Annotated in this window: 24 protein-coding genes, 1 tRNA gene and 1 riboswitch; of the genes, 17 read left to right on the forward strand and 8 right to left on the reverse strand. The window is 55.9% G+C overall.

Annotation, left to right across the window (positions count from 1 at the left end):
- Positions 1-56: 56 nt before the first annotated feature.
- The 3 genes from ACILP4_RS01890 to ACILP4_RS01900 are packed head-to-tail and all read right to left on the reverse strand — an operon-like array spanning position 57 to position 1,918.
- A complete protein-coding gene (locus ACILP4_RS01890) occupies positions 57-1,007 on the reverse strand; it encodes a TraB/GumN family protein (RefSeq protein ID WP_395619060.1) in 951 nt (316 codons plus the stop codon).
- Between the two features lie 55 nt (positions 1,008-1,062).
- Positions 1,063-1,713 (reverse strand): hypothetical protein, encoded by a 651-nt coding sequence (locus ACILP4_RS01895; protein ID WP_395619061.1) that lies wholly within the window; start codon positions 1,711-1,713, stop codon positions 1,063-1,065.
- Entirely contained in the window at positions 1,706-1,918 is a 213-nt protein-coding gene (locus tag ACILP4_RS01900; protein ID WP_395619062.1) for a helix-turn-helix transcriptional regulator, read from the reverse strand. Before ACILP4_RS01900 ends, ACILP4_RS01895 begins: the two co-directional genes overlap by 8 nt.
- Before the next feature lie 155 nt (positions 1,919-2,073).
- Here ACILP4_RS01900 and ACILP4_RS01905 point away from each other — a divergent pair, with 155 nt between their 5' ends.
- From ACILP4_RS01905 to ACILP4_RS01960, 12 genes are all read left to right on the forward strand, one after another.
- Positions 2,074-2,961, forward strand: a complete 888-nt coding sequence (locus ACILP4_RS01905; RefSeq protein WP_395619063.1) for a glycine--tRNA ligase subunit alpha — start codon at positions 2,074-2,076, stop codon at positions 2,959-2,961.
- On the forward strand, positions 2,958-5,066 hold the full coding sequence (gene glyS, locus ACILP4_RS01910) for a glycine--tRNA ligase subunit beta (protein WP_395619131.1): 2,109 nt from the start codon (positions 2,958-2,960) through the stop codon (positions 5,064-5,066). Before ACILP4_RS01905 ends, glyS begins: the two co-directional genes overlap by 4 nt.
- Positions 5,067-5,177: 111 nt before the next feature.
- Positions 5,178-5,705 carry a cytochrome b/b6 domain-containing protein gene (locus ACILP4_RS01915; RefSeq protein ID WP_395619064.1) on the forward strand — a complete coding sequence of 176 codons (528 nt, stop codon included), beginning with the start codon at positions 5,178-5,180 and terminating at the stop codon, positions 5,703-5,705.
- A gap of 83 nt (positions 5,706-5,788) precedes the next feature.
- Positions 5,789-8,449, forward strand: coding sequence for a pyruvate, phosphate dikinase (ppdK, locus tag ACILP4_RS01920; protein ID WP_395619065.1), 2,661 nt, complete (start codon positions 5,789-5,791; stop codon positions 8,447-8,449).
- A gap of 35 nt (positions 8,450-8,484) precedes the next feature.
- On the forward strand, positions 8,485-9,060 hold the full coding sequence (locus ACILP4_RS01925; protein ID WP_395619066.1) for a DUF1214 domain-containing protein: 576 nt from the start codon (positions 8,485-8,487) through the stop codon (positions 9,058-9,060).
- Positions 9,057-9,575 (forward strand): DUF1254 domain-containing protein, encoded by a 519-nt coding sequence (locus ACILP4_RS01930; RefSeq protein ID WP_395619067.1) that lies wholly within the window; start codon positions 9,057-9,059, stop codon positions 9,573-9,575. The genes ACILP4_RS01925 and ACILP4_RS01930 overlap by 4 nt, the downstream gene beginning before the upstream one ends.
- A 56-nt stretch (positions 9,576-9,631) precedes the next feature.
- Positions 9,632-9,708, forward strand: a tRNA-Arg gene (locus ACILP4_RS01935).
- A gap of 34 nt (positions 9,709-9,742) precedes the next feature.
- On the forward strand, positions 9,743-10,426 hold the full coding sequence (gene queC, locus ACILP4_RS01940) for a 7-cyano-7-deazaguanine synthase QueC (RefSeq protein WP_395619068.1): 684 nt from the start codon (positions 9,743-9,745) through the stop codon (positions 10,424-10,426).
- A complete protein-coding gene (gene queE / locus ACILP4_RS01945) occupies positions 10,423-11,061 on the forward strand; it encodes a 7-carboxy-7-deazaguanine synthase (RefSeq protein ID WP_395619069.1) in 639 nt (212 codons plus the stop codon). The genes queC and queE overlap by 4 nt, the downstream gene beginning before the upstream one ends.
- A gap of 70 nt (positions 11,062-11,131) precedes the next feature.
- Positions 11,132-11,479: a hypothetical protein gene (locus ACILP4_RS01950; protein WP_395619070.1), complete on the forward strand. Its 348-nt coding sequence runs from the start codon at positions 11,132-11,134 to the stop codon at positions 11,477-11,479.
- Between the two features lie 46 nt (positions 11,480-11,525).
- Positions 11,526-12,872, forward strand: a complete 1,347-nt coding sequence (locus ACILP4_RS01955) for a TldD/PmbA family protein (protein ID WP_395619071.1) — start codon at positions 11,526-11,528, stop codon at positions 12,870-12,872.
- Positions 12,865-13,665 carry a 3'(2'),5'-bisphosphate nucleotidase CysQ gene (locus tag ACILP4_RS01960; protein WP_395619072.1) on the forward strand — a complete coding sequence of 267 codons (801 nt, stop codon included), beginning with the start codon at positions 12,865-12,867 and terminating at the stop codon, positions 13,663-13,665. Before ACILP4_RS01955 ends, ACILP4_RS01960 begins: the two co-directional genes overlap by 8 nt.
- A gap of 52 nt (positions 13,666-13,717) precedes the next feature.
- Here ACILP4_RS01960 and ACILP4_RS01965 read toward each other — a convergent pair whose 3' ends face one another.
- The 4 genes from ACILP4_RS01965 to crtY all read right to left on the reverse strand — a co-directional run bounded on the left by ACILP4_RS01965 (position 13,718) and on the right by crtY (position 18,011).
- The gene (locus tag ACILP4_RS01965) at positions 13,718-14,641 is read right to left on the reverse strand and encodes a phytoene/squalene synthase family protein (protein ID WP_395619073.1); all 924 of its coding nucleotides are present in this window, start codon (positions 14,639-14,641) and stop codon (positions 13,718-13,720) included.
- A 28-nt stretch (positions 14,642-14,669) separates the two neighbouring features.
- Positions 14,670-15,251, reverse strand: coding sequence for a TIGR00730 family Rossman fold protein (locus tag ACILP4_RS01970; protein ID WP_395619074.1), 582 nt, complete (start codon positions 15,249-15,251; stop codon positions 14,670-14,672).
- Positions 15,248-16,735 (reverse strand): phytoene desaturase, encoded by a 1,488-nt coding sequence (locus ACILP4_RS01975; RefSeq protein WP_395619075.1) that lies wholly within the window; start codon positions 16,733-16,735, stop codon positions 15,248-15,250. Before ACILP4_RS01975 ends, ACILP4_RS01970 begins: the two co-directional genes overlap by 4 nt.
- Positions 16,736-16,844: 109 nt before the next feature.
- The gene (gene crtY / locus ACILP4_RS01980; RefSeq protein ID WP_395619076.1) at positions 16,845-18,011 is read right to left on the reverse strand and encodes a lycopene beta-cyclase CrtY; all 1,167 of its coding nucleotides are present in this window, start codon (positions 18,009-18,011) and stop codon (positions 16,845-16,847) included.
- A gap of 183 nt (positions 18,012-18,194) precedes the next feature.
- Here crtY and ACILP4_RS01985 point away from each other — a divergent pair, with 183 nt between their 5' ends.
- The 5 genes from ACILP4_RS01985 to thiC all read left to right on the forward strand — a co-directional run bounded on the left by ACILP4_RS01985 (position 18,195) and on the right by thiC (position 23,473).
- Complete coding sequence (locus tag ACILP4_RS01985) at positions 18,195-19,253, forward strand: MBL fold metallo-hydrolase (RefSeq protein WP_395619077.1); 1,059 nt, start codon at positions 18,195-18,197, stop codon at positions 19,251-19,253.
- Between the two features lie 24 nt (positions 19,254-19,277).
- Positions 19,278-20,012 (forward strand): sterol desaturase family protein, encoded by a 735-nt coding sequence (locus ACILP4_RS01990; protein WP_395619078.1) that lies wholly within the window; start codon positions 19,278-19,280, stop codon positions 20,010-20,012.
- Positions 19,978-20,406, forward strand: a complete 429-nt coding sequence (locus ACILP4_RS01995) for a DUF2141 domain-containing protein (RefSeq protein WP_395619079.1) — start codon at positions 19,978-19,980, stop codon at positions 20,404-20,406. The genes ACILP4_RS01990 and ACILP4_RS01995 overlap by 35 nt, the downstream gene beginning before the upstream one ends.
- 76 nt (positions 20,407-20,482) lie before the next feature.
- Entirely contained in the window at positions 20,483-21,352 is an 870-nt protein-coding gene (locus ACILP4_RS02000) for a MipA/OmpV family protein (protein WP_395619080.1), read from the forward strand.
- Between the two features lie 81 nt (positions 21,353-21,433).
- Positions 21,434-21,540, forward strand: a riboswitch (TPP riboswitch).
- Between the two features lie 73 nt (positions 21,541-21,613).
- On the forward strand, positions 21,614-23,473 hold the full coding sequence (gene thiC, locus ACILP4_RS02005; protein ID WP_395619081.1) for a phosphomethylpyrimidine synthase ThiC: 1,860 nt from the start codon (positions 21,614-21,616) through the stop codon (positions 23,471-23,473).
- 15 nt (positions 23,474-23,488) lie between these two features.
- Here thiC and ACILP4_RS02010 read toward each other — a convergent pair whose 3' ends face one another.
- Positions 23,489-24,457: a Stealth CR1 domain-containing protein gene (locus tag ACILP4_RS02010; RefSeq protein WP_395619082.1), complete on the reverse strand. Its 969-nt coding sequence runs from the start codon at positions 24,455-24,457 to the stop codon at positions 23,489-23,491.
- Between the last annotated feature and the right edge of the window lie 297 nt (positions 24,458-24,754).

The following is a 24,754-nucleotide window of genomic DNA, read 5'->3' on the forward strand; positions in this document are numbered from 1 at the left end:
AAAAGTGAAGGCCGGGCGTTCTCGGCCCGACCTTCGCTTATCTTACACATTACAGATTAATAGGCCACCCGTGTTGCGGTAAGACCATAGGCCGGAAGCAAGGTCTGAACGCTTGTCGTGCCGGCCAGATGCCCTGCGCCAACCGCCATGAACGTCACGCCCGGCTTTTTCATTTGCGCAGAAATCCATTTCGCCCAATTGGCATTCCTCTTGGTCAGCAGGGCGTCGTATAATGTCCGGCTGGTCATCCCTTCGTTCATAAGTTGGGCAAGGCTTTCGGTGTCCGCCGATCCCCACATGTTGACCATTTTATCCATCATAGTGTTGGTATCATCAATCATTTTTGCCGTTTCGACCAAGAAGGCGATTTGATCGGCCTCTGGCAGGGTATCAAAAATGCCAAGCTGAAACTCCATGGTTTCAAGTCCAGCGATAGGCTTATTGTTGACCTTCGCCGCCGCGGTCAGTTGCTTTTCAACGCCGCTATTGGGATCAAAGCCTGCCTTCTGCATTGCTAACACGGACATGGTGATCCCCGCCGCCCATGGCTCAAACGGGTCGAAAGCGGGCGCTGGAATGCCAAGCTTGCCCATCGCCGCATCATACACCGCACGGTCCGTGTCATTCATTTTGGAACGCAGGGTCTTACCTTGCTGGTCCATCGCCAGCTTGCCAAACAAAGCTTGGGCCTCTGCTGCGGGCGGCTCGACCAGTTCCAGAACCAATTGGTCCGAACTGTCGAAAGCTGTCTTTACACCATCATCAAACCAACCAAGGCCTGGCTTTAAGATATGGACACTGCCGAACAGGTAAATTGTCGTGTCTTCATCCTTGATCACCCACAAGGCGGGATCGACATCCTTGACGGCAGGCGGTGCCTTGACGGGATCAAGCGCCTCCACCGATGCCGGAGCCTCAGTAGGTGTGTTTTGTGCCGCGACGGGGGCTGCCCATGCCAAGGCGCATGTCGCGGTTGCGGCCAATAAGGACTTTAAAGTAATACGCATCGATATTTTCCTTTTACGCAAGAGAGGGAAGTGTTTGGCGATAATGGACCAGTCGTTATAGGTATTTTTTCCAGAACCAGACAATCAGAGCCACAAATATTGTTATAAAATACAGTGCTATGCCGTCTATCTCGGGCAACATGCCCCCGCGCCACAGAAGCCACCAAACCGGCGCGATGAACCAAAAGGCGTACATCGCGATGAGCGCGCCAAATCGGTAGGCAGCCTCTTCTTGTTCATCGACAAGATTTTTATGCCAGTAGAAAGTGATGGCAGGGACAATGACGCCGAGGGCGATCGAAAGGATGATCGCGAGCATGGGTGACATGGCATCATTGGAAATCAGACCGGCTTCTGTTTCGTCAAAACTACCGGTCATTGCGAGGATAAGGCCGGTGACGCCGCCAAATAAAAAGCTGCCTATTAAGAAACGATTGTAGACCTTTTCACGTTGCGGCACTTTTTGGTCGCTCCGCTTCATTTGGCGAAACAATCTCCAGATGGCGAATGCAAGCACGAGGGTGACGCTTATGAACGCCGCTAAGATAGCATAATCAGTCGTATTTAGCGCGCTACCGTCTTCCTCCATATGTGCAGACAGGAAGCCCGTAATGGCGCCTAAGAGCATGATTATGCCAAAGCCGCACAATATCATCCCCAAAATTCGAAGGGCATTACGGCCAGTATCTTCATCCGCATTAAACATCGCCCACTCCTTCAAATTCGTCATCAAAAATCTGCTCGATGGGTAAGTCGAACAACCGTGAAATCTTGAACGCCAGTGGCAGCGAGGGGTCATATTTGCCCGTTTCAATCGCATTCACCGCTTGGCGCGAGACATCGAGATGCTCGCCCAAATCGGCCTGACTCCAGTTGCGCATCGCACGCAGCACTTTGAGCTGATTTTTCATGTCAGGTTTCGGTGTCTTTGTGTCATGTAAACCTTACTAATCTGATTCGCTGATAATGTCAACTATACCTTACATAATGCTATGCACCACTGACAAAAACCGGCGCACTTATTCATAACCTTGATTTAGCCGCCTATCTCCGCCAATGGCTGGCCATGTCTGACGTTGCTCCACTTAGTTTTCAGGATCTGATCCTCACGCTTCATGATTATTGGGGAAAGCAAGGCTGCGCCATTTTGCAGCCTTATGATATGGAAATGGGCGCAGGCACCTTCCACACGGCCACAACCTTGCGCGCGCTGGGGCCTGACCCATGGAACGCCGCCTTTGTCCAGCCATCGCGCCGACCAACCGATGGCCGCTATGGCGAAAACCCCAACCGGCTGGGCGCTTATTATCAATATCAAGTCATCTTGAAACCAAGTCCGCCCAATTTGCAGGAGCTATATCTCGGCTCGCTGAAAGCCATTGGCATTGATCCTCTGTTGCACGACATCCGTTTCGTCGAAGACGATTGGGAAAGCCCGACGCTGGGCGCATGGGGCCTGGGCTGGGAAGTCTGGTGCGACGGCATGGAGGTGACGCAGTTCACCTATTTTCAGCAGATGGGCGGTTTTGACTGCAAACCCGTTTCGGGCGAGTTGACTTATGGTCTGGAACGTCTGGCGATGTATATTCAGAACAAGGACAGCATTTTTGACCTCGCGTACAACAATGCCACCGCTGATCGTCCGGCGGTGACCTATGGCGACATATTCCGCGAAAACGAACGGCAGATGAGCACCTATCATTTCGAAATTGCCGACACCGACATGTTGTTTGACGCCTTCAAAAAAGCGACGGCAGAATGCGAAAGCTGCCTGCAACATGCTTTGCCCATTCCCGCTTATGAGCAAGCAATTAAGGCGAGCCATATCTTTAACATATTGCAAGCGCGCGGCGTTATTTCTGTGCAGGAACGCGCAAGCTATATGGGCCGCGTCCGCGACCTTGCCAAAGGCAGTTGCCAGGCATGGATGGAAAAGAACGGATGGACGGCATGACCGACTTCCTGCTTGAATTGCGCTCCGAAGAAATCCCTGCGCGGATGCAGGTGAAGGCCAAGGAAGATTTGGCGCGCTTGTTCAACGATGCGCTGGCCAAGGCCGGGCTGGCTGCGGCTTCGGTTGAAACCTTTGCCACACCGCGCCGCTTGGCGTTGATTGCTACGGGGCTGCCGCTGGCGACAGACGCGGTTTCCGAAGAAACCAAAGGCCCAAAAGTCGGCGCGTCGCCGCAGGCGATGGAAGGCTTTCTGCGTAAAGCTGGCCTGTCGCAAGACCAGTTGGTCGAACGCGATGGCGTCTATTATGCGGTAGTTGAAAAGGCAGGGCGTCAGACGGCTGATGTTTTGGCAGAGGCTATCCCCGCGATCATCCGCGCCTTCCCATGGCCGAAATCGCAACGCTGGGGCGCGGCCTCGGTCTCGACCGAGAGCCTGCGCTGGGTACGCCCGTTGCAGGGCATCGTCGCGTTGCTCGGCGATGACGTCGTGCCCTGTGACATTGAAGGCATCGTTAGCGGTGCAGAGACGATGGGGCATCGTTTCCATCACAGCGGCGCCATTACTATCGGTAATGCCGGAGATTACATTGAAAAGCTGCGCGCGGCCCATGTCCTCGTCCATTTTTCCGAACGTTGCCGCATCATCCGGGACGGCGCAAAGGCGGCAGCGGAGGCGGCTGGCCTGCATTTGGTAGAAGATGAAGGTCTAGTGATTGAAAATGCGGGTCTGACCGAATGGCCCGTACCGATGCTTGGCCGCTTCGACCCTGCATTTTTGGATGTGCCGCAAGAGGTCATTCAGTTGACCGCGCGCGTGAACCAGAAATATTTTGTCTGCCATGATGCATCGGGCAAGCTGGCAAACGCCTTTGTTTGCACCGCGAATATCGATGCGCATGACAAAGGGGCGGCGATTGTTGCGGGTAATGAAAAGGTATTGGCCGCGCGTCTGTCTGATGCGAAATTCTTCTGGGAACAGGACCTAAAGGTTGCGCTGGATAGCCAAGCGCAGAAATTGGCGCAGATTACATTCCATGAAAAATTGGGCAGCGTTGCCGATAAGGTTGAGCGGGTTGCGAAGATTGCGCGTTGGTTGGTAACCGAAGGCATCGTCACGGGCGCGACTGCAGACCAAGCCGAACGCGCGGCGCGTTTGTGTAAGGCGGATCTTGTCACCGGCATGGTGGGTGAATTCCCTGAATTGCAGGGCATCATGGGCGGCTATTACGCCCGCGCGCAAGGCGAGAGCGAGGCCGTCGCCGACGCTATCCGCGACCATTATAAACCCGTCGGGCAGGGGGATGATGTTCCCACTGCGCCGGTCACGGTTGCGGTGAGTTTGGCGGATAAGTTGGATACGCTGGCGCAGTTTTTCGCGGCCGGAATGCCGCCTACGGGTTCGAAGGATCCGTTTGCGTTACGCCGCGCTGCGATTGGGTTCTTATCTCTGCTACTTCAGAACGATTTACGCTGTTCGCTGAAGGACATGCTTATTGCGAGCGAAGCAGGAGCCAGCTTCGATACGCTTGAAGAATTTTTGATAGACCGCCTCAAAGTCCAGCAACGCGAAGCGGGTGTGCGGCACGATCTCATCGACGCGGTGTTTAGCCTTGGCGGTGAGGATGATCTTGTCCGGCTGCTAGCGCGGGTGAAGGCGTTGCAGGCCTATATCATGACCGCTGAGGGTGCGAACCTGTTGGCGGCGTATAAGCGTGCGGCGAATATATTGAAGCAGACCGACGGTGGTGAAAAATCGTCCGTCGCCCCAACGCAGGCTGGGGCCCATCACGTATCTCAGTCTGGAACGACAGACGCGATAGGCTCCAGCCTACGCTGGAGCGACGGGGATTTGGGTAGCGAGGAGAGCGCCCTCCGCTCTGCGCTCGACACCGCGGAACCTAAGGCCACCGCCGCTTTGTCTGTCGAAGATTTCGAAGGTGCCATGGCGGCATTGGCGACTTTACGCGCGCCTATTGATGCCTTTTTTGAAGGCGTGATGGTCAATGATCCGGATCCGGCCAAACGGGCGTTTCGTTTAAGCTTACTTGCGCGGTTCCGCGATGCGGTCTGCCGCGTGGCCGATTTTTCGAAGATTGAGGGATAGAGGCGGACGGCACGCTGAACAACATGTTCAGCATGGCGGCGCTTGATCTAAATCATTGCTGGCGGGGCCGAATGGGCGTTTGGGTTGTTTCCTGTTCAAAGGAACATCCCCATGGCCGTCATGCACCGAATCCGTATTTTTCACAGCTTCCTCGCGCTGAGCGTATTGGCCGCTTATTTTTCGGCGGAAATGGGCCTTGTTCATGCCTGGCTTGGCTATGGTGTCGCTGCCCTCATATTGTTCCGGCTGATTTGGGCCTTGAGCGGCGCGCCGCAATTGGGGCTTGCGCGTTTCCACCCCTCGTTCAAGGATTTGCATCTAAAGGGTATCATGACCCATCCGGCCATCAGCCAAGTTCTGCTGGCGGGAATCGCCCTTTCGGTGATTGGTGCCACGGGCACGGGTATCATGATGGACAAGGGACGCGCGTTGCAGCCCAGCGCGCTTAGTTCTTTTTCCCTCTCGGACGAAAATGGACGCGAGCGCCGCGAAGATGAATTCGGCGAATTTAACGAAGAAGCGCATGAATATCTAGCAAATCTGGCGATTGCGCTTGTCGTGCTCCATGTCTTGTATCTGCTGTCTTTCAAGCTGCCCTTGGCGCGCTTTATGTTATTCGCCAACAAATCCGGAAAATAACTGCCCTCCAGACTTGACTCCGATGCGCTGCACTGCACAACGGCGGCCAAGCAATAAAGCCAAGTAAAAGGAATGGCTGCGGGATGACCCAATATGTATATCGGTTCGGTGGCGGTGTTTCGGATGGCGACGAAACCGTTCGCGGCAATAAAAACATTCTTGGCGGCAAAGGCGCGAATTTGGATGGCATGGCCTCGATTGGCCTGCCAGTCCCCCCGGGCTTCACGATTACGACCGAAATGTGCACGGCATATTATGCCAATGGCCAAAGCTTCCCTGACAGTGTCCGCGCCGAAGTCGCCAATGGCCTCGCGCATATTGAGCAGGTAACGGGCAAATCCTTTGGCGATCCGGTCAATCCGTTGCTGGTGTCAGTGCGTTCGGGCGCCCGGGTGTCGATGCCGGGGATGATGGATACCGTGTTAAATCTGGGGCTGAATGACCAGACAGTCGAAGGGCTTGCCGCTTCGTCAGGCGACGCCCGCTTTGCATGGGATAGCTATCGCCGTTTCATCCAAATGTATGCCGATGTGGTGCTGGAGCTCGATCATGGCGCGTTTGAAGAGGCGTTGGAAATCGCCAAAGAAGATCGCGGATTCTATCTCGATACAGAGCTGTCTGCCGATGATTTGAAGGCTTTGGTTGCCGAATATAAGCGCCTTGTCGCCGCCGAATGGGGCAAGCCATTTCCGCAAGATGTGCACGACCAATTATGGGGTGCGGTCGGCGCGGTGTTTGGGTCATGGGAATCGGACCGGGCAAAAGTCTATCGCCGCCTGAATAATATTCCGGGCGACTGGGGCACGGCGGTCAATGTGCAGGCGATGGTCTTTGGCAATATGGGTGAAACGTCGGCGACAGGGGTTGCCTTCACCCGTGATCCGGCAACGGGCGAGAACGCCTTTTACGGCGAATATCTGATCAACGCGCAAGGTGAAGATGTTGTCGCAGGGATCCGCACGCCGCAATATCTGACCAAGGCGGCCCGCGAACGCGCTGGCGCAAAGCCGCTGTCGATGGAAGAAGCCATGCCGACGGTATATGCTGAGTTGGCGCGCGTGTTTGAAATCCTGGAAACACATTATCGCGATATGCAGGATATTGAATTCACCGTTGAGCGGGAAAAATTGTGGATGCTGCAAACCCGTTCGGGCAAGCGCACCGCCAAGGCCGCCTTGAAAATTGCCGTCGATATGGCGCAAGCGGGCATGATTACAACCGATGAGGCGGTTTTGCGCATTGATCCGATGGCGCTCGATCAATTGCTGCACCCGACGCTTGATCCGCAAGCGTCGCGCGACGTTCTGACTTCTGGCCTGCCAGCGTCACCGGGTGCGGCATCGGGTGAGATTGTCTTTGATGCCGATACCGCCGAACGGTTCAACGAATTAGGCAAAGCGGTTATATTGGTCCGTATCGAAACCAGTCCCGAGGATATTCACGGCATGCACGCGGCCAAGGGCATATTGACCGCGCGCGGCGGGATGACCAGCCATGCTGCTGTTGTTGCACGCGGCATGGGCCGTCCTTGCGTATCGGGCGCAGGCAGCTTGCAAATCGATGCCACGGCCAAAGTTTTGCGTATCGCGGGGCGTATGCTGAAAGAGGGCGATATCATTACGCTCGATGGTTCCACCGGCGAGGTAATGGCGGGGGAAGTGCCGACGATCCAGCCCGAATTGGTCGGTGATTTCGGGACATTGATGGTGTGGGCAGATGCGGGTCGCCGGATGAAGGTCCGCGCCAATGCCGAAACCCCGTCCGACGCGCAAACTGCGCGCGATTTCGGTGCAGAAGGCATTGGCCTGTGCCGGACGGAGCATATGTTCTTTGACGCCGCCCGTATCACTGCCGTGCGCCAAATGATCTTGGCCGATGATGAAAAGGGCCGCCGGGTCGCGCTTGACAAATTACTGCCCGAACAGCGTAAGGATTTTGCCGCGATTTTCGAAGTGATGGCTGGCCTTCCCGTTACTATTCGCTTGCTCGACCCGCCCTTGCATGAATTCCTACCGCATCAGGAAAGCGAATTTGCCGAGGTTGCCGAAGCGGCAGGTGTAGGCATTGAAGTGTTGAAACAACGCGCGTCCGAATTGCACGAATTCAACCCGATGCTTGGCCATCGCGGATGCCGTTTGGGCGTGACCTATCCCGAAATTTACGAGATGCAGGCGCGGGCTATTTTTGAGGCCGCGTGCAGCCTTGCCGTAGCGCCCGTGCCCGAAATCATGATCCCGCTGGTCGGCACGCGCCGTGAACTGGAATTGATGAAGGATGTCGTCGACAAGGCTGCCGAAGCGGTCTTTGCCGAAAAGGGCAAGCGGATTGAGTATCTTGTCGGTACGATGATCGAATTACCCCGCGCGGCGTTGATGGCGGATGAAATTGCTGAAGTCGGTAGCTTCTTCAGCTTTGGCACCAACGACCTGACGCAAACCACCTTGGGCGTCAGCCGCGATGACGCGGCCCGCTTCCTGACGCATTATGTCGACAAGGGCATTTACGCCCGCGACCCCTTCGTCAGCCTCGATGTTGAAGGCGTTGGCCAGTTGATTGAGATTGCCGCCAACAAAGGTCGCGCAACGCGTCCCGAGATCAAGCTTGGCATTTGCGGCGAACATGGCGGCGACCCGGCATCGATCACTTTCTGCGAACAGGTTGGCCTCGATTATGTCAGCGCCTCCCCCTATCGCGTACCGATCGCGCGATTGGCAGCAGCGCAGGCGGCACTTGCCAGCACATAATCATTTGTTCTAACCCTCCACTGAGGGAGAGCATTATGAAAAGGTGGCAACGATACGGCATCTGTATCGCATTGGGCTTAGTCGGCGGCGCGGGATATGCCATTTCGCAAGTGCGCGGTGATTACACCGCTAAGCAGATCAGTAATGGCCCCTGGAACGCCAATACCATTCAGGGGACGGAGAAAGCGACCGCGTTGATTCGCGCCAAAGTGGCATTGCACGGAATCATGGCTCTGCCCGCAAAAGAAGCGATGTATTATATCGCCAATACGGACAGCGACGGTGCGCCTCTCAACGGCAAATGCACTTACACCGTGCGTGGCGGGCCATTGGACGCGCGTTGGTGGAGTGTAACGCTGTATCATGGCGAGGGCTGGCTCGTAAAAAATGAGGCCAACCGCTGGTCGGTGCCAGGAAATAAACCAGTCCGCGATAGCGATGGCAACTGGTCATTCACCGTATCGCCTAAAATAGCCAATGGTGTATGGTTGCCGACCGGTAGCATAGACGGTTTCGATCTGACCCTGCGGTTGTATCATGCAAAAGGAAATTTGCTCACTGATCCCGCAAATGCGACATTACCCACGATAAAAAAGGAGAGCTGCGCATGAAAAGAAACTGGCTGCTTCCCATTTTAGTGGGACTAATAACTGCCGGCGCAGCATGGCACGGCACTCTGGTCGCGACACCCTATGCGCTGATGTCAGCCGCTTTGGACAAAATCGCCACTGGGCGGGTAAACACATTCGTTTTTACCCAGCCTTCGACAGCCGATAATCAACCTATCGTCCGGCCCAGTCCGGATTTATCCTATTCAACATGCGTTTTTGATTTGGCCAATGGCCCCGTGTTGCTCGACATTGAACCCGTGCCTGACCATTATTGGTCGATCAGTATATTCGACGCCCGCACCGATGTCGCGGCTGTCCGCAGTGATCGTGATACCGGCGGTAAATCGGCGCGCCTTGCCTTGATTCGAAAGGGTATGGCTGTCCCAAAGGGCTATGAACCCGTGGCGTTGCGTTATGATAAAGGATTAGCTCTCATTCGCATTCTGATGACGGACGCGGCAGACTTTCCAACGATTGATGCCATCCGCAGAAAATCGACCTGCAAGCAGCTTTAAGGTTCAAATTAGCTATTGCACAACTTTGCCAGCGTCCCTAATAGCGGCGCTCCAGTGCACCCGTAGCTCAGCTGGATAGAGCATCAGACTACGAATCTGAGGGCCGGGCGTTCGAATCGCTCCGGGTGCACCACTTTTCTTCTCTCTGAATACAGAGACATCTCGCAATGACCGCAAAATCCAAATCTGCCATCGTTCTGTTGTCCGGTGGCCTCGATTCGATGGTTGTTGCAGGCTTGGCGCGAGAGGCGGGCTATGACGTCATCGCGCTGACCATTGACTATAACCAGCGCCACAGAATTGAGCTCGATAGTGCCGCGACAATCGCCGCGCATTTGGGGACGAAGGAGCATATCCTGTTGCCGCTGGACCTGACGCGCTTTGGCGGGTCGGCGCTGACGGCGGATATTGATGTTCCCAAAGAGGGTGTTGAAGAAAACGCCATACCGATCACCTATGTGCCTGCGCGCAACACCATATTCCTCTCCTTATGCCTTGGCCTTGCCGAAGCACGCGGCGCACGGGATTTGTGGATTGGCGTGAATGCGCTTGATTATTCAGGCTATCCCGACTGCCGCCCGGAATTCATCCGCGCCTTTGAAGGCATGGCCAATTTGGCCACCAAGGCGGGTGTTGAGGGCGATCCTTTCACTATCCACACGCCGTTGTTGCATATGACCAAGGCGGACATTGCGCGCGAAGCCGCAAGGTTGAGCCTCGATGCGGGTATGAGCTGGTCCTGCTATGACCCAAGTCCGGACAATAAAGCCTGTGGTCAGTGCGATGCCTGCCGCCTTCGCGCAAAAGGCTTTGCCGATGCCGGTCTGCCTGACCCTACGATTTACGCATGAGCTACGCGGTTAAAGAGATATTCCTGACGTTGCAGGGGGAGGGCGTACATGCGGGCCGCCGTGCGGTGTTCCTGCGCTTTTCCGGCTGCAATTTATGGACCGGGCGAGAGGTCGACCGCGCCAGTGCGATTTGCCAGTTTTGCGATACCGACTTTGTAGGCACGGATGGCGAAAATGGCGGGCGCTATGATGCTGAGACGCTGGCGGCGAAGGTCGCTGCATTATGGGGCGATGGCACTGACAATCGCTATGTCGTGATAACCGGCGGCGAACCCATGTTGCAGGTGGATGACGGGATTGTTGACGCGCTCCACGCCCAAGCTTTCCAGATCGCGATTGAAAGCAATGGCACAATAGAGGTGCATCCCGGTATTGATTGGGTGTGTATCAGCCCCAAGGCCGGGTCGGACATCGTCCAACTCACAGGCGACGAATTGAAATTGGTCTGGCCACAACCCACAAGTGACCTTGACGCCATGGAGCAATGGCAATTTGCCCATTTCCTTATTCAGCCTATGGATGCCGGCGACGCAGGCGTAAATGCCGCCCATGTCGCGGAGGCAACCCGCTTAGTTATGGAGCGACCAAAATGGCGGCTATCCTTGCAAAACCACAAGATTCTTGGGCTACCTTAGGCGCATATAAATTTGCTTGAAACCTTTTCCCGAAAGTGACAGTCTTGTGACAGGGAAGAGGAGAGAGAAAATGGCAAAAGCCCAAAAAGCGCCCTTGCGCGCCTATAAAAGCTGTTCGAAACGCATGTCTGACCATGTGGCCCTTGCGCTGGTTGTTTACACATTAGCTTTGATTTTTTTGGTGACGCCGACGATTGAATCGACTGGCACATCTATTTTTCCTTATTTTGTCTTGGTCCTTTTGGTTGCTGCCGTCATTCCATTGTGCCGAAATCTCGAGCGACGTTGGCAGGCGCTTAGTGCGACGGCTCATCCAGACGACGTTTTGGAAACGCAATATTCGGTTGACCGATTGAAACTGTGGGTCGCTGCTATTGCCATTCCGGCTGTTCTGGCGGTGCTATTCACGGTTTTTTGAAGGCCGCTTGATTGACGCTGTAACGGCCCGCGCCTAAGCGGGAATCATGCTGACACCACAACACGCGCTTGATCGTGCGCAAAATCTTGTTTCCCAAGCCATGAAGGCAGGCGCTGACGCGGCGGACGCTGTCTATGTCTGCGATGCCTCTACGGAAGTCCAAGTGCGGCTCGGTCATTTGGAAGATGTGGCCCGCTCTGAAGGCGAAGATATTGGCCTGCGTGTGTTTGTCGGCCAACGCTCTGCTACGATTTCATCGTCCAACATGAACCCCGACATTCTGGCAGGGCTGGTCACGCGCGCGATCGATATGGCCAAAGAAGCGCCGGAGGACCAATATGCAGGTCTCGCGCCGCAGGATCGTTTGCTGACGGGGGCAATCCCGGACTTTGATGGCGATGACGGCCTTGACCCTGACCCAGCCCTATTGCGTGCGGCTGCGTTGGAATGTGAAGATGCAGCACGCGCTGTGCCGGGTGTCTCCAACAGCGAAGGCGCGGGCGCTAGCGCCGGACGCAGTATTTTTGCGCTGGCCACCAGCCATGGCTTTGCCGGCGTCAAATCCGGCTCTGGCTATAGCATATCGGCCAGCGTGCTGTCTGGAGATGGCGATGCTAAGGAACGCGATTATGACTGGCATTCGGCACGGCATCTTGCCGACCTCGACAACGCATCCAACATTGGCACCCGCGCAGGGGAGCGCGCGGTCAAACGGTTGAACCCCGGCACGGTCAAAAGCGGCCAGATGCCCGTTGTGTTTGACCCGCGCGTCGGTGGGTCCTTTGTGGGCCATTTGCTCGGTGGTATCAGCGGATCGGCCATCGCGCGCAAGACCAGCTTCTTGCTGGAATCGCTTGGCGCGCAATTGTTAGACAGCAGCATTTCCATTATCGATGACCCGCACCGGATGCGCGGCCTTGGTTCACGCGCCTTTGATGGTGAAGGCCTACCCACCGCGCGCCGTTCGATCATAGACAAGGGCGTATTGACGGGTTGGTTGATGGAAAGCGCATCGGCGCGGCAATTGGGGCTGGAACCCACGGGCCACGCCAGTCGCGGGATTAGCGGTGCCCCGGGCGTCAGCCCATCCAATGTGCATCTGGAGGGCGGCAGCGTTAGCGTCACGGAACTGATCGCCGATATCAAGCATGGCGTGTATATCCATGAGCTCGCAGGGCAGGGCGTGAATCCCGTCACGGGCGATTATAGCCGGGGTGCCGCGGGCTTTCTCATTATCAACGGCGAAATTGCCGGGCCCGTTAGCGAATTTACGATTGCGGGCAATTTGAAGGACATGTTTGCAGCCATGACGGCGGCCAATGACCTCGAATTCATACGCAGCATGAACGTGCCGACATTGCGTATCGACGGCATGATGATCGCAGGTGCCTGAGCGACAGCTTGACCGCGCCGCCGTTGTAGCCGCCACGCAAGAGGCAGCGGCATTGGCCTTTGCCAGTTGGCGTGAAGGCGCGGCGGCCGACACCAAAGTGTGGGACAAGGGCAAGAATAATCCCGTCAGCGACATCGATATGGCGGTTGACGCCTTTCTCACCACAAAGTTGCGGGCCATTTTGCCTGAAGCCGCGTGGTTGTCGGAGGAAACCGTTGATGACCCGTCAAGGTTGAATGCGCGATTATTGTGGTTGGTCGATCCCATTGACGGCACTCGTGATTATGTCCGCGGGCGCAGCGGATGGTGCGTATCTGTGGCCTTAGTGGCCGATGGCTTGCCGGTATTCGCTGTGATGGCCGCGCCGGCGCAAGGCAAAGTCTGGGTTGCGGCGCACGGCGAAGGCGTGACGTGCAATGGAGAGCGGCTTGCGGGCAGCACCCGTTTAGACTTCACCGGATCACGCGTGCCTGCGGATGATTTGCCAAAACTGGATGCAGATCTGGTGACTGTGACCAAGCCCAACAGCATCGCTATGCGTATGACGATGGTCGCCTGCGACCGTGCGGATCTGGTCGCGACATTGCGATGGGGTCATGAATGGGACATCGCGGCGGCGCATCTGGTGGCGCAGGAGGCAGGTGGTGTTGTCACCGACGCCTTGGGGCAACCTATTCGCTATAACAAAGTTGCGCCGCTCGATTTTGGACTAATCTGCTGTGCGCCGGGGATTCACCAAGCGGCGGTTGCAAGGCTTTCGGCGCGGGCGGCACAACTGCTCGCTTCATCCTAACCCCTATAGCTCGTCATCCTGAAACAAGTTCAGGATAACGACACCGCAAGGACTAGCGTGTCCGCGTCCACAGGGCATCGCGGTTCATATCTCGGGGATTGTTGATGACAGCGTCGACAAATGCCTTGCGGACCCATCGAAATTTCTCCGGCCGGCTGGTGAAAATCCGCTGGTCCCAAGCCTGCGCACCGGAGGCGCGCACCTTGCGGGCGATTTCGCCGTAAATCCCAGCGGCTGACAAAACCGCCCAGCGGGCACGCAATGGCAAATGTTTGGCACCAACGCGCGCCGATGCCTCATATTGTTCCGCCTCATCGGCGAGCCAGCGGCCCGCAAGCGCCAATTTTTTGCGGTTATGCGGCTTCATGTGCTCGCCGGGTCCGATATCGAGCATCGCGAGCCAATCGTCGGGCAAATAGCACCGGCCTGCCGCGTCATCCTCCGATATGTCGCGGGCGATATTGGCGAGCTGAAACGCAAGGCCAAGGTCGCAGGCCCTGTCAAGCGTGGCATCGTCATCGGCGGGCACGCCCATGACCACCGCCATCATAACGCCAACGGCGCCTGCGACATGGTAGCAATATTGATACAGGTCGTTTTCACGGCGTGGGTGCCAGTCTGCGGCATCGAGGGCGAAACCTTCGATCACATCCTCTGCCATACGATGCGTGAGGCCACATTCGCGCGCCACAACGCCCAAGCAGTCAAAGGCTGGTTCGCCTGTGGGCGTTCCAGCGAGCGCCATGGCCGTCAGTTCGCGGATCGCTTGCAACCGCGCCTGCGGGTCCGTGACCGCTTCCATCGCGCCGCCATGGTCCTGCCCATCGGCCATGTCGTCACATTTGCGGCACCAAGCATACAATAGCCACACCCGTTCGCGGGTTGTCCTGTCGAACAAGCGGCTGGCAAAGCGAAAGGATTTCGACCCGCGCGAGATGCTGTCTTGCGCAAAGGCGACGAGTGCGGGGCGGTCCATTATCCCATTCCGCTTGTGCGAATGCCAGTCACAGGTCGTCCGCTTTCATCTGAAAAATCGTTTTGTGCGGCACATAGTCGGCCATCTTGTCCAACAAGCCATCCAGATTATTATCTACGATCATAATCCCGGCATGTTGCGGCCGAATGAAACCAACGTCGATCATATTCTGGTTAAACGCGATCAACTGGTCGTAAAACCCGGCCACGTTCAACAGGCCAACGGGCTTTTGATGATAGCCAAGTTGCGACCAGCTAATGGCTTCCCACAATTCATCCATCGTGCCCACGCCGCCGGGAATTGTGATAAAACCGTCGGACAAGTCCGTGAAGCGTTGCTTACGCTCGTGCATACCCGATACCACATGCAGTTCGGTGCAGCCCTGATGCGCGACTTCTGCGCCAACCAAAGCATCAGGGATGATACCGATGACTTCGCCGCCCGTTTCCAGCGCGCTATCGGCGACTGCACCCATCAGGCCGAGCCGTCCGCCACCATACACAACACCAATGCCGCGTTCGGCCAACGCCTTTCCGACGCTGCGCGCAGCTTCGATATAGATCGGGTTTTCAGGCGTCGCTGACCCGCAATAGACCGCAAGGCGTTTCATGATTTTGCGTCCTCTAACATTAATGCCGCCGTTGCTTTTGCGCTCCCCACAACACCGGGTATGCCCGCGCCGGGGTGCGTACCTGCGCCAACAAAATACAGGTTTGAAATCGCGTCATCGCGGTTGTGCGCGCGCAAATAGGCCGATTGCCAGAGGACGGGTTCAAGACTGAACGCGCTACCCAAATGCGCGGATAAGTCGCGGCCAAAATCGGCGGGTGTATAATGAAACTGGGTCATAATTCGGCTACGGATATCGGGAATCAGGCGACGTTCCAGTTCATCCAATATCCGTTCCTTCATCGCCTCACCCACGTCGCCATCCCAATCATGCGGCGCTTTGCCCAAATGGGCGACGGGCGCGAGCACGTAAAAGGTCGAGCAACCTTCGGGCGCAAGACTTGGGTCGGTGACGGTCGGGTGATGCAAATAAAGCGAGAAGTCCTTTGGCACGACACCGTTTTTGAAGATATCGTCCAGCAGCCCCTTATAGCGCGGGCCAAACAATATCATGTGGTGTGGGATCCCCGGCCATGTGCCCTTAATGCCCAAATGCAGCACGAACAAAGACGGCGACCAGCTTTTACGACGCAAGGCATTGGTTGCCCGTTCGCCGCGCTTGTTGCCAGTCAACAAGTCCTTATATGTGTGCATCAAATCGCCATTTGATGCACACATGTCGCAATCCATGCGCCAACCGGACTTCGTGCGTACGCCTATGACCTTGTCACCGCGTGTTTCAATTTCTTCGACTGCATCGTCCAAACGAACGGTACCGCCGAGCCGTTCGAAATGCGTTACCATGGCATTGACGAGGCGGTTCGTGCCGCCCTTGGCAAACCATACGCCGCCTTCTTTTTCGATTGTGTGGATAAGCGCATAGATTGCGCTGGTGCTCATGGGGTTGCCACCGACGAGCAAGGTGTGAAACGACAAAGCTTCGCGCAATTTTTCATCTTTGACGTAGGACGAGACAATCGAATAGACCGAGCGCCATGCCTGATATTTCATTAACGCAGGCGCGGCCTTTATCATGGAGGCAAAGTCGAGAAACGCGACGGAGCCAAGCTTTTGATAGCCTTGTTTGTATACGCCCTTCGAATATTCGAGGAACTTGCGATAGCCCTCAACATCAGCGGGGTTTAATTTCTCGATCTCTGTCTTTAGCCCTGGCGCATCGTTGGAATAATCGAAATTCGTGCCATCTGGCCAGTTGAGGCGGTAAAAAGGGAATACGGGCATCAATTCGATGTCGTCCGCCATTTTATGGCCGGACAGCGCCCATAATTCTTCGAGGCAGGGTGGGTCCGTGATCACGGTGGGGCCACCATCAAAGGTAAAGCCATCCTTCTCCCAATAATAAGCCCGGCCACCGGGCTTGTCCCGCGCTTCGACTATGGTGGTTGATATACCGGACGATTGGAGGCGTATGGCGAGAGCCAGGCCGCCAAACCCAGCACCGATGACCACTGCTTTTTGTGTCATCCCCATCGCCCCAAAAAGTCGTTATCCTGAAATGGTTTCAGGATAACAGGCGATGTTGCTGCGTTATTCCGAAACCAGTTCGGGATGACGAAACGGGGTGGAGTCGTGTTCACTTTTTCTTGCTCCAAATCGCTTTGATCGCTCGTCTTATGGAAATGGGTGGCTTGCCGGATAGGATCCGCGCCATATCCCCCATCGTCGTATTCCCAGCGTAAAAACGTTCGATCAAACCGGGGTCAAGCCTGTAGAAACGTTCCAATATCTTATACCGTTCGGCACCATCCGCGCCGCGGAAGAGCATGCGGTTCAGCATGCGGAAGAATGTGCCCTTACGCCAATGTTTCTCCGCCCGTTGCCGCAGCGCGAGGTTCAGCTTGTCGCCGTCTAAATCAGGCTGCTCGGCAATGAAAATCGCGTTGCGCACGGCATCGGGCAGCGAGTAGCTGGTGACGGGTTGGAAAAAGGCACCCCGCGCGCCGGCCTTTGCGGTCCGGCCACTGCCGCTATTCCAATAGCTTTCGAGATTGCCGCCCATGACAACCGGCAGAACGCCATTTTCCTCCCGCAGAATGCGTTCGACTTGCCAACCTTTTTCGTCAGCATAGGCCGCAAGTCGTTGCCGCAAAATGCGCGGGTCAAGGTGCGGCTTGTCGCTATAATACGTGTCTTCGATAAATAGCTTGTCCATGCCAAAGGGCAGGACGTAGACGAAACGATAGCCATCATGTTGATCCACTGTGGCGTCCATGACGATTGGCTTGGTGAGGTTGTGTGGCTCGGACAATTGCATCAACTGCCCAGTGAATTTTTGCCAACCGCAGTCGAGATGGTTTAAATCGCCAGCACCGCGGGCATCGATAACACCGCCAGCGTTAATCCGCTGCGCGCCGTCGAGTACTACGAGGCGCGGGGAAACGGCTTTCACTTCACGGCCAAGCAGTAGGGACGATGCGGGAAGCTCCTTGCGCAAGACCTGATCCAGGCGTTCAGATTCGATGCTGTAGTAAATATTATCAAGCGACCGGCTGTGCGCGGGAAATTTCACGTCATAACCCGACCAACCATAAGTGACCAAAGGCGCAGTCAGCCAGCGATGCTCCGGCAAAATGTCGCTCGCGAAATAACTCCAGATATGATTGCCACCAAAGCTTTGACCTCGTTCGATGAGAACAATGTTTAACTCGGGTCGCATCTTGGCAAGTGCCAGCGCGATCAGCCCGCCGGCAAGACCGCCGCCAACGATGGCAACGTCGCATTTGATGTTTTTGACAGTCACACCACCGCCCTAGCGCAGGCATTTTGCAAGGGAAAGGGGCCTGCCACCGTAATGCACAGCTTTCTAAGCCATCATTTCATTCCGCAGCGGGATCGCTCCAAATTTTCTACATGCTATTCGGGCATAAGACGGGTAGAACTGAGCCGCAGCGCGCAGCGAATGTGCTGTATAGGGGGAATGAACATGCGGAAAAAATGGCTTTTGGTGGCGCTTGGGTTGGTCGGGCTTGTTGGTGCAATTGTGTATACGCAGCGCGACACAATCGCGATGGCGCTTATTAGTCGTGCCGCAGATGGCGCCATGGCGCGCAACGTTATGGCGGATTTGCCCGCTGACCAACTGCATGTCGGTTTCTGTGGTACGGGATCCCCTTTACCAAGCCGCGATCGCGCTGCCGCCTGCACTGTGGTTATAGCCGACGGTAAGCTGTTCGTGTTCGACATGGGTGAAGGTTCCGGCGAAACGTTGGCGCTGATGGGGATGCCGCTCGATAAAGTACAAGGCGTATGGCTGACGCATTTGCACAGCGACCATTTCGAAGGCCTTGGACCATTTACCTTACAACGCTGGGCTGGAACGAGCGCCAAAACGCCTTTGAAGGTATCCGGCCCCACTGGCGTCACCGAAATTACAGAAGGGTTGAACGCGGCCTATCGCATTGATTCCACCTACCGTATTGCGCATCATGGCGAAGCCGTGGTGTCCCCGTCCGGCTTTGGCATGACAGGGGCGGCTATTGAGCCGGGAACCGTTTATAACGCCGATGGCGTTCGCATAACGGCGTTTGCCGTCGACCATGACCCGATTACGCCTGCATTCGGCTATCGCGTCGATTTTAAGGGCAAAAGCGTCACCATCACCGGCGACACTGCGTTTACTCCAAAGCTTGCGGCTGCAGCCAAGGGATCGGACCTGTTGGTAAGCGAGCTGCTATCCCCGCGTATTGTCGGCGCGCTTGCTAACAGCGCGCAAAAGGCTGGCATGGCAAACCGCGCGAAGATTTTTGATGATATTCAAAACTACCATATCAGCCCCGAATTGGCTGCCGATGTTGCCAAGTCAGCAGATGTGGGCATGCTCGCCTTTACGCATATTGTGCCATCGGTACCCAAGCCGCTCGAATTTGCTTTATTGGGTAAAGCGGGTAACCATTATGACGGGCCAATATCGGTAATGCACGATGGTGACGTTATCAGTATAACCGGTCCGAAAGCCTTCAAAACGCGCAACTTGCTAAAGTAATCGCTAAAAGGCAGGGACCATCACATGGATAGCTTGCTTGTCTTGATGTTGTCTGCTGCAGCGATGACGGCGATTGTGGGAACGCGCTATTTGCTTGTCAGCGGGGCGTTTGCTTGGGCAACCAGAATCCATGCGCCAGGCCTGTACCAAGGTCTCGACCGCCAAATCCGGCGTGAGATCGGTTGGAGCCTCGCCAGTGCTGCTATCTATGGAATTCCTGCGGGCATTGTAGCTTGGGGCTGGGATAGCTTGGGCTGGACGCTAATCTACACCGATGTGAGCGCCTTTCCTTTGTGGTATCTGCCGGTGTCGGTTTTCCTCTATTTGTTTGTGCACGACACTTGGTTTTATTGGACGCACCGCCTGATGCATCGACCATTTTGGTTTAAGGCCGCACATGCCGTCCACCATGAAAGCCGCCCACCTACCGCATGGGCCGCAATGTCGTTTCATCCGTGGGAGGCGTTGTCCGGTGCTTTCGTTATTCCCGTGCTAGTTTTTCTTATCCCCGTTCATGTCGGGGCATTGGGCACTGTGCTAGCTATCATGACGATCATGGGCGTGACCAACCATATGGGGTGGGAATGTTTTCCTAAGTTCATAGTAAACGGCAGATTGGGGCGTTGGTTGATAACGGCGACGCATCACCAAAAGCATCATGAGGCATATCGGGGAAATTATGGTTTATATTTCAGGTTTTGGGACAAAATGTGCGGCACTGATCTTGGGCTCGGCGATTGGAGCCGCCGCCCTCACTAGCGCGGCTTCGGCAACGACGCCCACCGCAAAGCTTGAGGTCAATATTTCTGGCCTGCGCAACATGAAAGGCAATGTTCTGGTCTGCGTTACCGCAAATCCTCGCTTTTTTCCCGACTGCAGCAAAGATCCGAAAAGCTTTCGCGCCACTGTACCCGCGCGCGATTCTGCGCAGATTTCCTTCCGCGGCGTTGCGCAAGGCACTTATGCAATAGCCGTGATCCACGATGAAAATGGGAATGATAAAATGGACATGGCTGTTTTCATTCCAAAAGAAGGCTTCGGCTTTTCCCGCAACCCCGCGATCCGCACTGGACCGCCGAAGTTCAAAGTTGCTGCGTTTGCCATGGATGCTGCTGAAATCAGCCAGCGGATTAAAATGAAATATATGCTTTAACCTGCTTTGCTGTGATATAGACGGAACGTACTGAACATCTGGGGCGTTCCCCTTTCTGGTTCAACAGGGGCATTTCATGAGAATTTTTAAAAGCTGCGCTGCCGCCTTATGTGTCAGTGTCGCGCTTTGCGCACCTGCCTTTGCCCAAGATAGCGAAGCGCCAGCCACCGAACGACCCAATCGCAGCGTATTTGCAGGCGACTGGGTGACGGTCGGCCTTGGTGTAGGCTTTAGCCCCAGCTATGATGGCTCCGACCAATATGACCTTTTCCCCGCGCCGCTTGTTCAAGGCAGCGTTAAAGGCATCGACTTTGGTGCGCGTGGGCCAGGCCTATATGTTGACCTTATCGCCGACGGCAACAGTAATAAGGATGTGAAATTCCTCGCAGGTCCGCTGTTACGTTTCCGCATGGACCGCAACAATGATATAAAGGACCCCGTGGTCGGTTTGCTGGGCAAGGAAGATGTTGCGATTGAGCTTGGTGGCACCATTGGGGTGTCTTTATCCAAAATCTTGCATCCCTTCGATAGCGTGACCATTTCCAATGACATTCAATGGGATATCGCGGGCGCACATAAGGGCCGCATCATCAGCCCAAGCATCGCGTATTCAACGCCATTGTCGATGGCGATATTCACAAGCTTTAGCCTGTCGGCCACGCATGTCGACAGCCATTACGCCGACACCTATTTCAGCATCGATCAGGCGGGCAGCATTGCGAGCGGCCTGCCGGTGTTCGACGCCAATGGCGGTTGGAAAAGCTATGGCGCAAGCCTGCTCGGCGCGGTCGATTTATCGGGTGACGCGCGCGATGGCGGCTGGGGGATCTATGCTTTCGTAAACTATTCGCGGCTCATCAACGATGCTGCACGATCACCCGTCACGTCGCTGCGTGGCGACGCAAGCCAATGGTTTATGGCGGGCGGGATCAGCTATACCTTTTGACCAGATCGGCGAACACAACGCCGCACTAAATCGCGTTTATGGGCAATCTGCTGGACTGACTGCAACACCTCGTCTATTCCCAATGCATCCCCGGGGAGTCGTATGACTGAGAGGCGGTGCTGCAATGCCCGCGACCCGCTGAACCTGATCCCGTTTGCACGGGCGTAGGGAGGTGAGACCGCAGCCAGTCGGGTGGACTGGTGAGGACCAACCCCGGTCTTCAAGCCTATCGCTCTCCTTATGATATTTTGGAGAGACTAAATGGCAGACGTCCAAGCACGCACAGAAATCGGCGTAACCACTGGCCCCATTCGCGGCAGCAAGAAAATCCACGTTGGCCCGTTGAATGTCGCCATGCGCGAAATCCATTTGGAGCCATCGTCGGGCGAACCACCCGTGCGCGTCTATGACACCAGCGGCCCCTATACCGATAGCGATGCCCGCATCGACATCAGCGTTGGCCTCAATGAAATCCGCCGTCCATGGATCATGACGCGCGGCGATGTGATGGAGGTCACGCAGCGCGAAGTAAAGCCTGAGGACAATGGCCAGCTTGGTCCCGACCGCAGCGGCGGCGTCGCGCCTTTCCCCAATGTCCGCCAAAAAGTCCTCCGCGCCAAGCCCGGCATGAACGTCAGCCAGATGCATTATGCGCGCAAGGGTATCATCACCCCTGAAATGGAATATGTCGCGGAGCGCGAAAATCTCGGCCGCGCACGGCTTGCGGAATATAAGCGCGATGGCGAAAGCTTTGGCGCGTCGATCCCCGATTATGTCACGCCCGAATTTGTCCGCGACGAAGTGGCTCGTGGTCGCGCGATCATTCCCAACAATATCAACCACCCTGAATCCGAGCCGATGGCGATTGGTCGCAATTTCCTCGTGAAGATCAACGCCAATATCGGCAACAGCGCGGTTGCGTCCGATGTCGCGACCGAGGTCGACAAGATGGTCTGGTCGATCCGTTGGGGCGCGGACACCGTTATGGATTTGTCCACCGGCCGCAACATCCACGACACCCGCGAATGGATCATCCGCAACTCCCCCGTGCCCATTGGCACCGTGCCCATCTATCAGGCGTTGGAAAAGGTCGGCGGCGTGGCCGAGGACCTGACATGGGAAATCTTCGCCGATACGTTGATTGAACAAGCCGAACAGGGCGTCGATTATTTCACGATCCACGCGGGCGTCCGCCTGCCTTATGTCCCCTTGGCGGCCAAGCGCATGACCGGCATCGTGTCCCGCGGCGGCAGCATCATGGCGAAATGGTGCCTTGCGCATCACAAGGAAAGTTTCTTGTACGAACGCTTCGACGAAATCACCGAGATTATGAAGGCCTATGACGTCGCCTACAGCCTTGGTGACGGCCTTCGCCCCGGCAGCATTTACGACGCCAATGACGAAGCGCAATTTGCCGAACTCTACACGCTGGGCGAGCTGACCAAGCGCGCCTGGGCACAAGATGTGCAGGTGATGATCGAAGGGCCCGGCCATGTGCCGATGCACAAGATCAAAGAGAATATGGAAAAGCAGTTGGAGGCGTGCGGCGAGGCACCTTTCTACACGCTTGGACCGCTCACCACCGACATCGCGCCGGGATATGACCATATCACCAGCGGCATCGGCGCGGCGCAGATCGGTTGGTATGGCACGGCAATGCTTTGCTACGTCACGCCAAAGGAGCATTTGGGCTTGCCCGACCGCGACGATGTGAAGGTCGGCGTTGTCACTTACAAGCTCGCCGCCCATGCTGCCGATTTGGCCAAGGGCCACCCGGCCGCGCAAGTGCGCGACGATGCGCTCAGCAAGGCGCGTTTCGAATTCCGCTGGCGCGACCAATTCAACCTCAGCCTCGACCCCGATACGGCCGAGCAATATCATGACCAGACGCTTCCCGCCGAAGGCGCAAAGTCCGCGCATTTCTGTTCGATGTGCGGGCCTAAGTTTTGCTCAATGAAAATCAGCCAAGAGGTGCGCGAATTTGCCAAGCTGCAAAACCAGCCAGCAGATAGCTTTGTCGCCGCCGAAGAAGCCGAAGCCGGCATGGCGCATATGAGCAAGGTCTATGACGAAACCGGCCGTGAGCTATATATGGGCGCGGGTGATCGGGAGCATGATTGAGCGCGCACACCCCGCCTAACGGGCAATCGCTTCCTCGATCCACAAACGTGCATCGGGGAAGCTGCGTTCTACTTCGGGCAAATCGTTGACGCAGAGGAATTTGATCGCGTCCCATTCACTGCCGCGTAAATAGCCGCTGACATCTTCGGCCGACCACGCATCGGTCGCGCCGACCGCGATGTGCAGATAATCGCGCGTGTCCAAAATCGCGGCGCTGCCGTCGGCCAAGCAGGCATGGTTATGCAGGCTTTGCGGTAGAAACTGCCCTGCATCGCGAAAGCGATAGCTTGCGTTGGCGATAAACGCGTCGTGGAACGTGTCGAACAATTCCGCCATCACCGAACGCAGCATCGGGTGCACGACATGCGCGCTTTCGAACACCTGATCGGCGGTATAGCCAATCATCTGCGCGGCGCTAATCTGGTTAAAATGGTTCAGCAAGCTTGCTTCATCACGGGCTGCGCCGCTTGCGGCAAGGTCTTTATGATCGGTCCATTTGCCACGCAGCACCGGGCCATCGGCGGCAAAGAAATCCGACGGAGTCACTGGCGCGGTTAAAAATACGTCATCGTTGAAATAGAGGAAATGTTCGGCCAACCCCTTTATGCGCCACAGCATCGTTTCGATGGACAGCGAATTGAACGTCGGCAACACATCCTCATATCCTGCAAAAATCTCTTCATGGTCAACAATGCTGATCTTCGCGGAGATTTCGGTGGAAAGCTGCATGATTTCGGGGGTCTGCTTATCGGTCACAATCCAGATCCGCCGTACCCAAGGCGCATGGTTTGCAATGGAGCGCACGCAATAATTCAGCTCATCACTGCACAGCCATCGATGGGGGTTGGTGCCATTGTCGTGCAACGGTGCTTTGGCACCCGCCAAAGCCAGCGCATTGGCCTTTTCGAGGTAATAATCACGGTTCAACTTCAGCGCTGGGTCCGCCCCGTCTACCCAGGTGATAACCGCATCAACTTCAAACATATAAGGCACTCTGCACATATAAGGTGACGCGCCTTAGGAGTGTGTGACGGTTTTGTGAAATGGAAAGTGGGGCAGGGGCGATGTCCTCGTCGCGGTAGTTTCAATTTAAAGCAGCGCGCATCTTCTCGTCATCCTGAACTTGTTTCAGGATGACGAGAAGATGCGTTATCAGGCTGACGAAGGATGAGTTCTCAGCATGACGGCGCGGTATGCGGTGCATAGCCAATAGTTGCCTTGCACGGTGCTTTCTTTTCAACCGCACCGCGTTATTCCTGCGTGACATTTTGGCGGCGCGGG

It is taken from the genome of Sphingorhabdus sp. (assembly GCF_044239045.1).
GTDB lineage: Bacteria > Pseudomonadota > Alphaproteobacteria > Sphingomonadales > Sphingomonadaceae > Sphingorhabdus_B.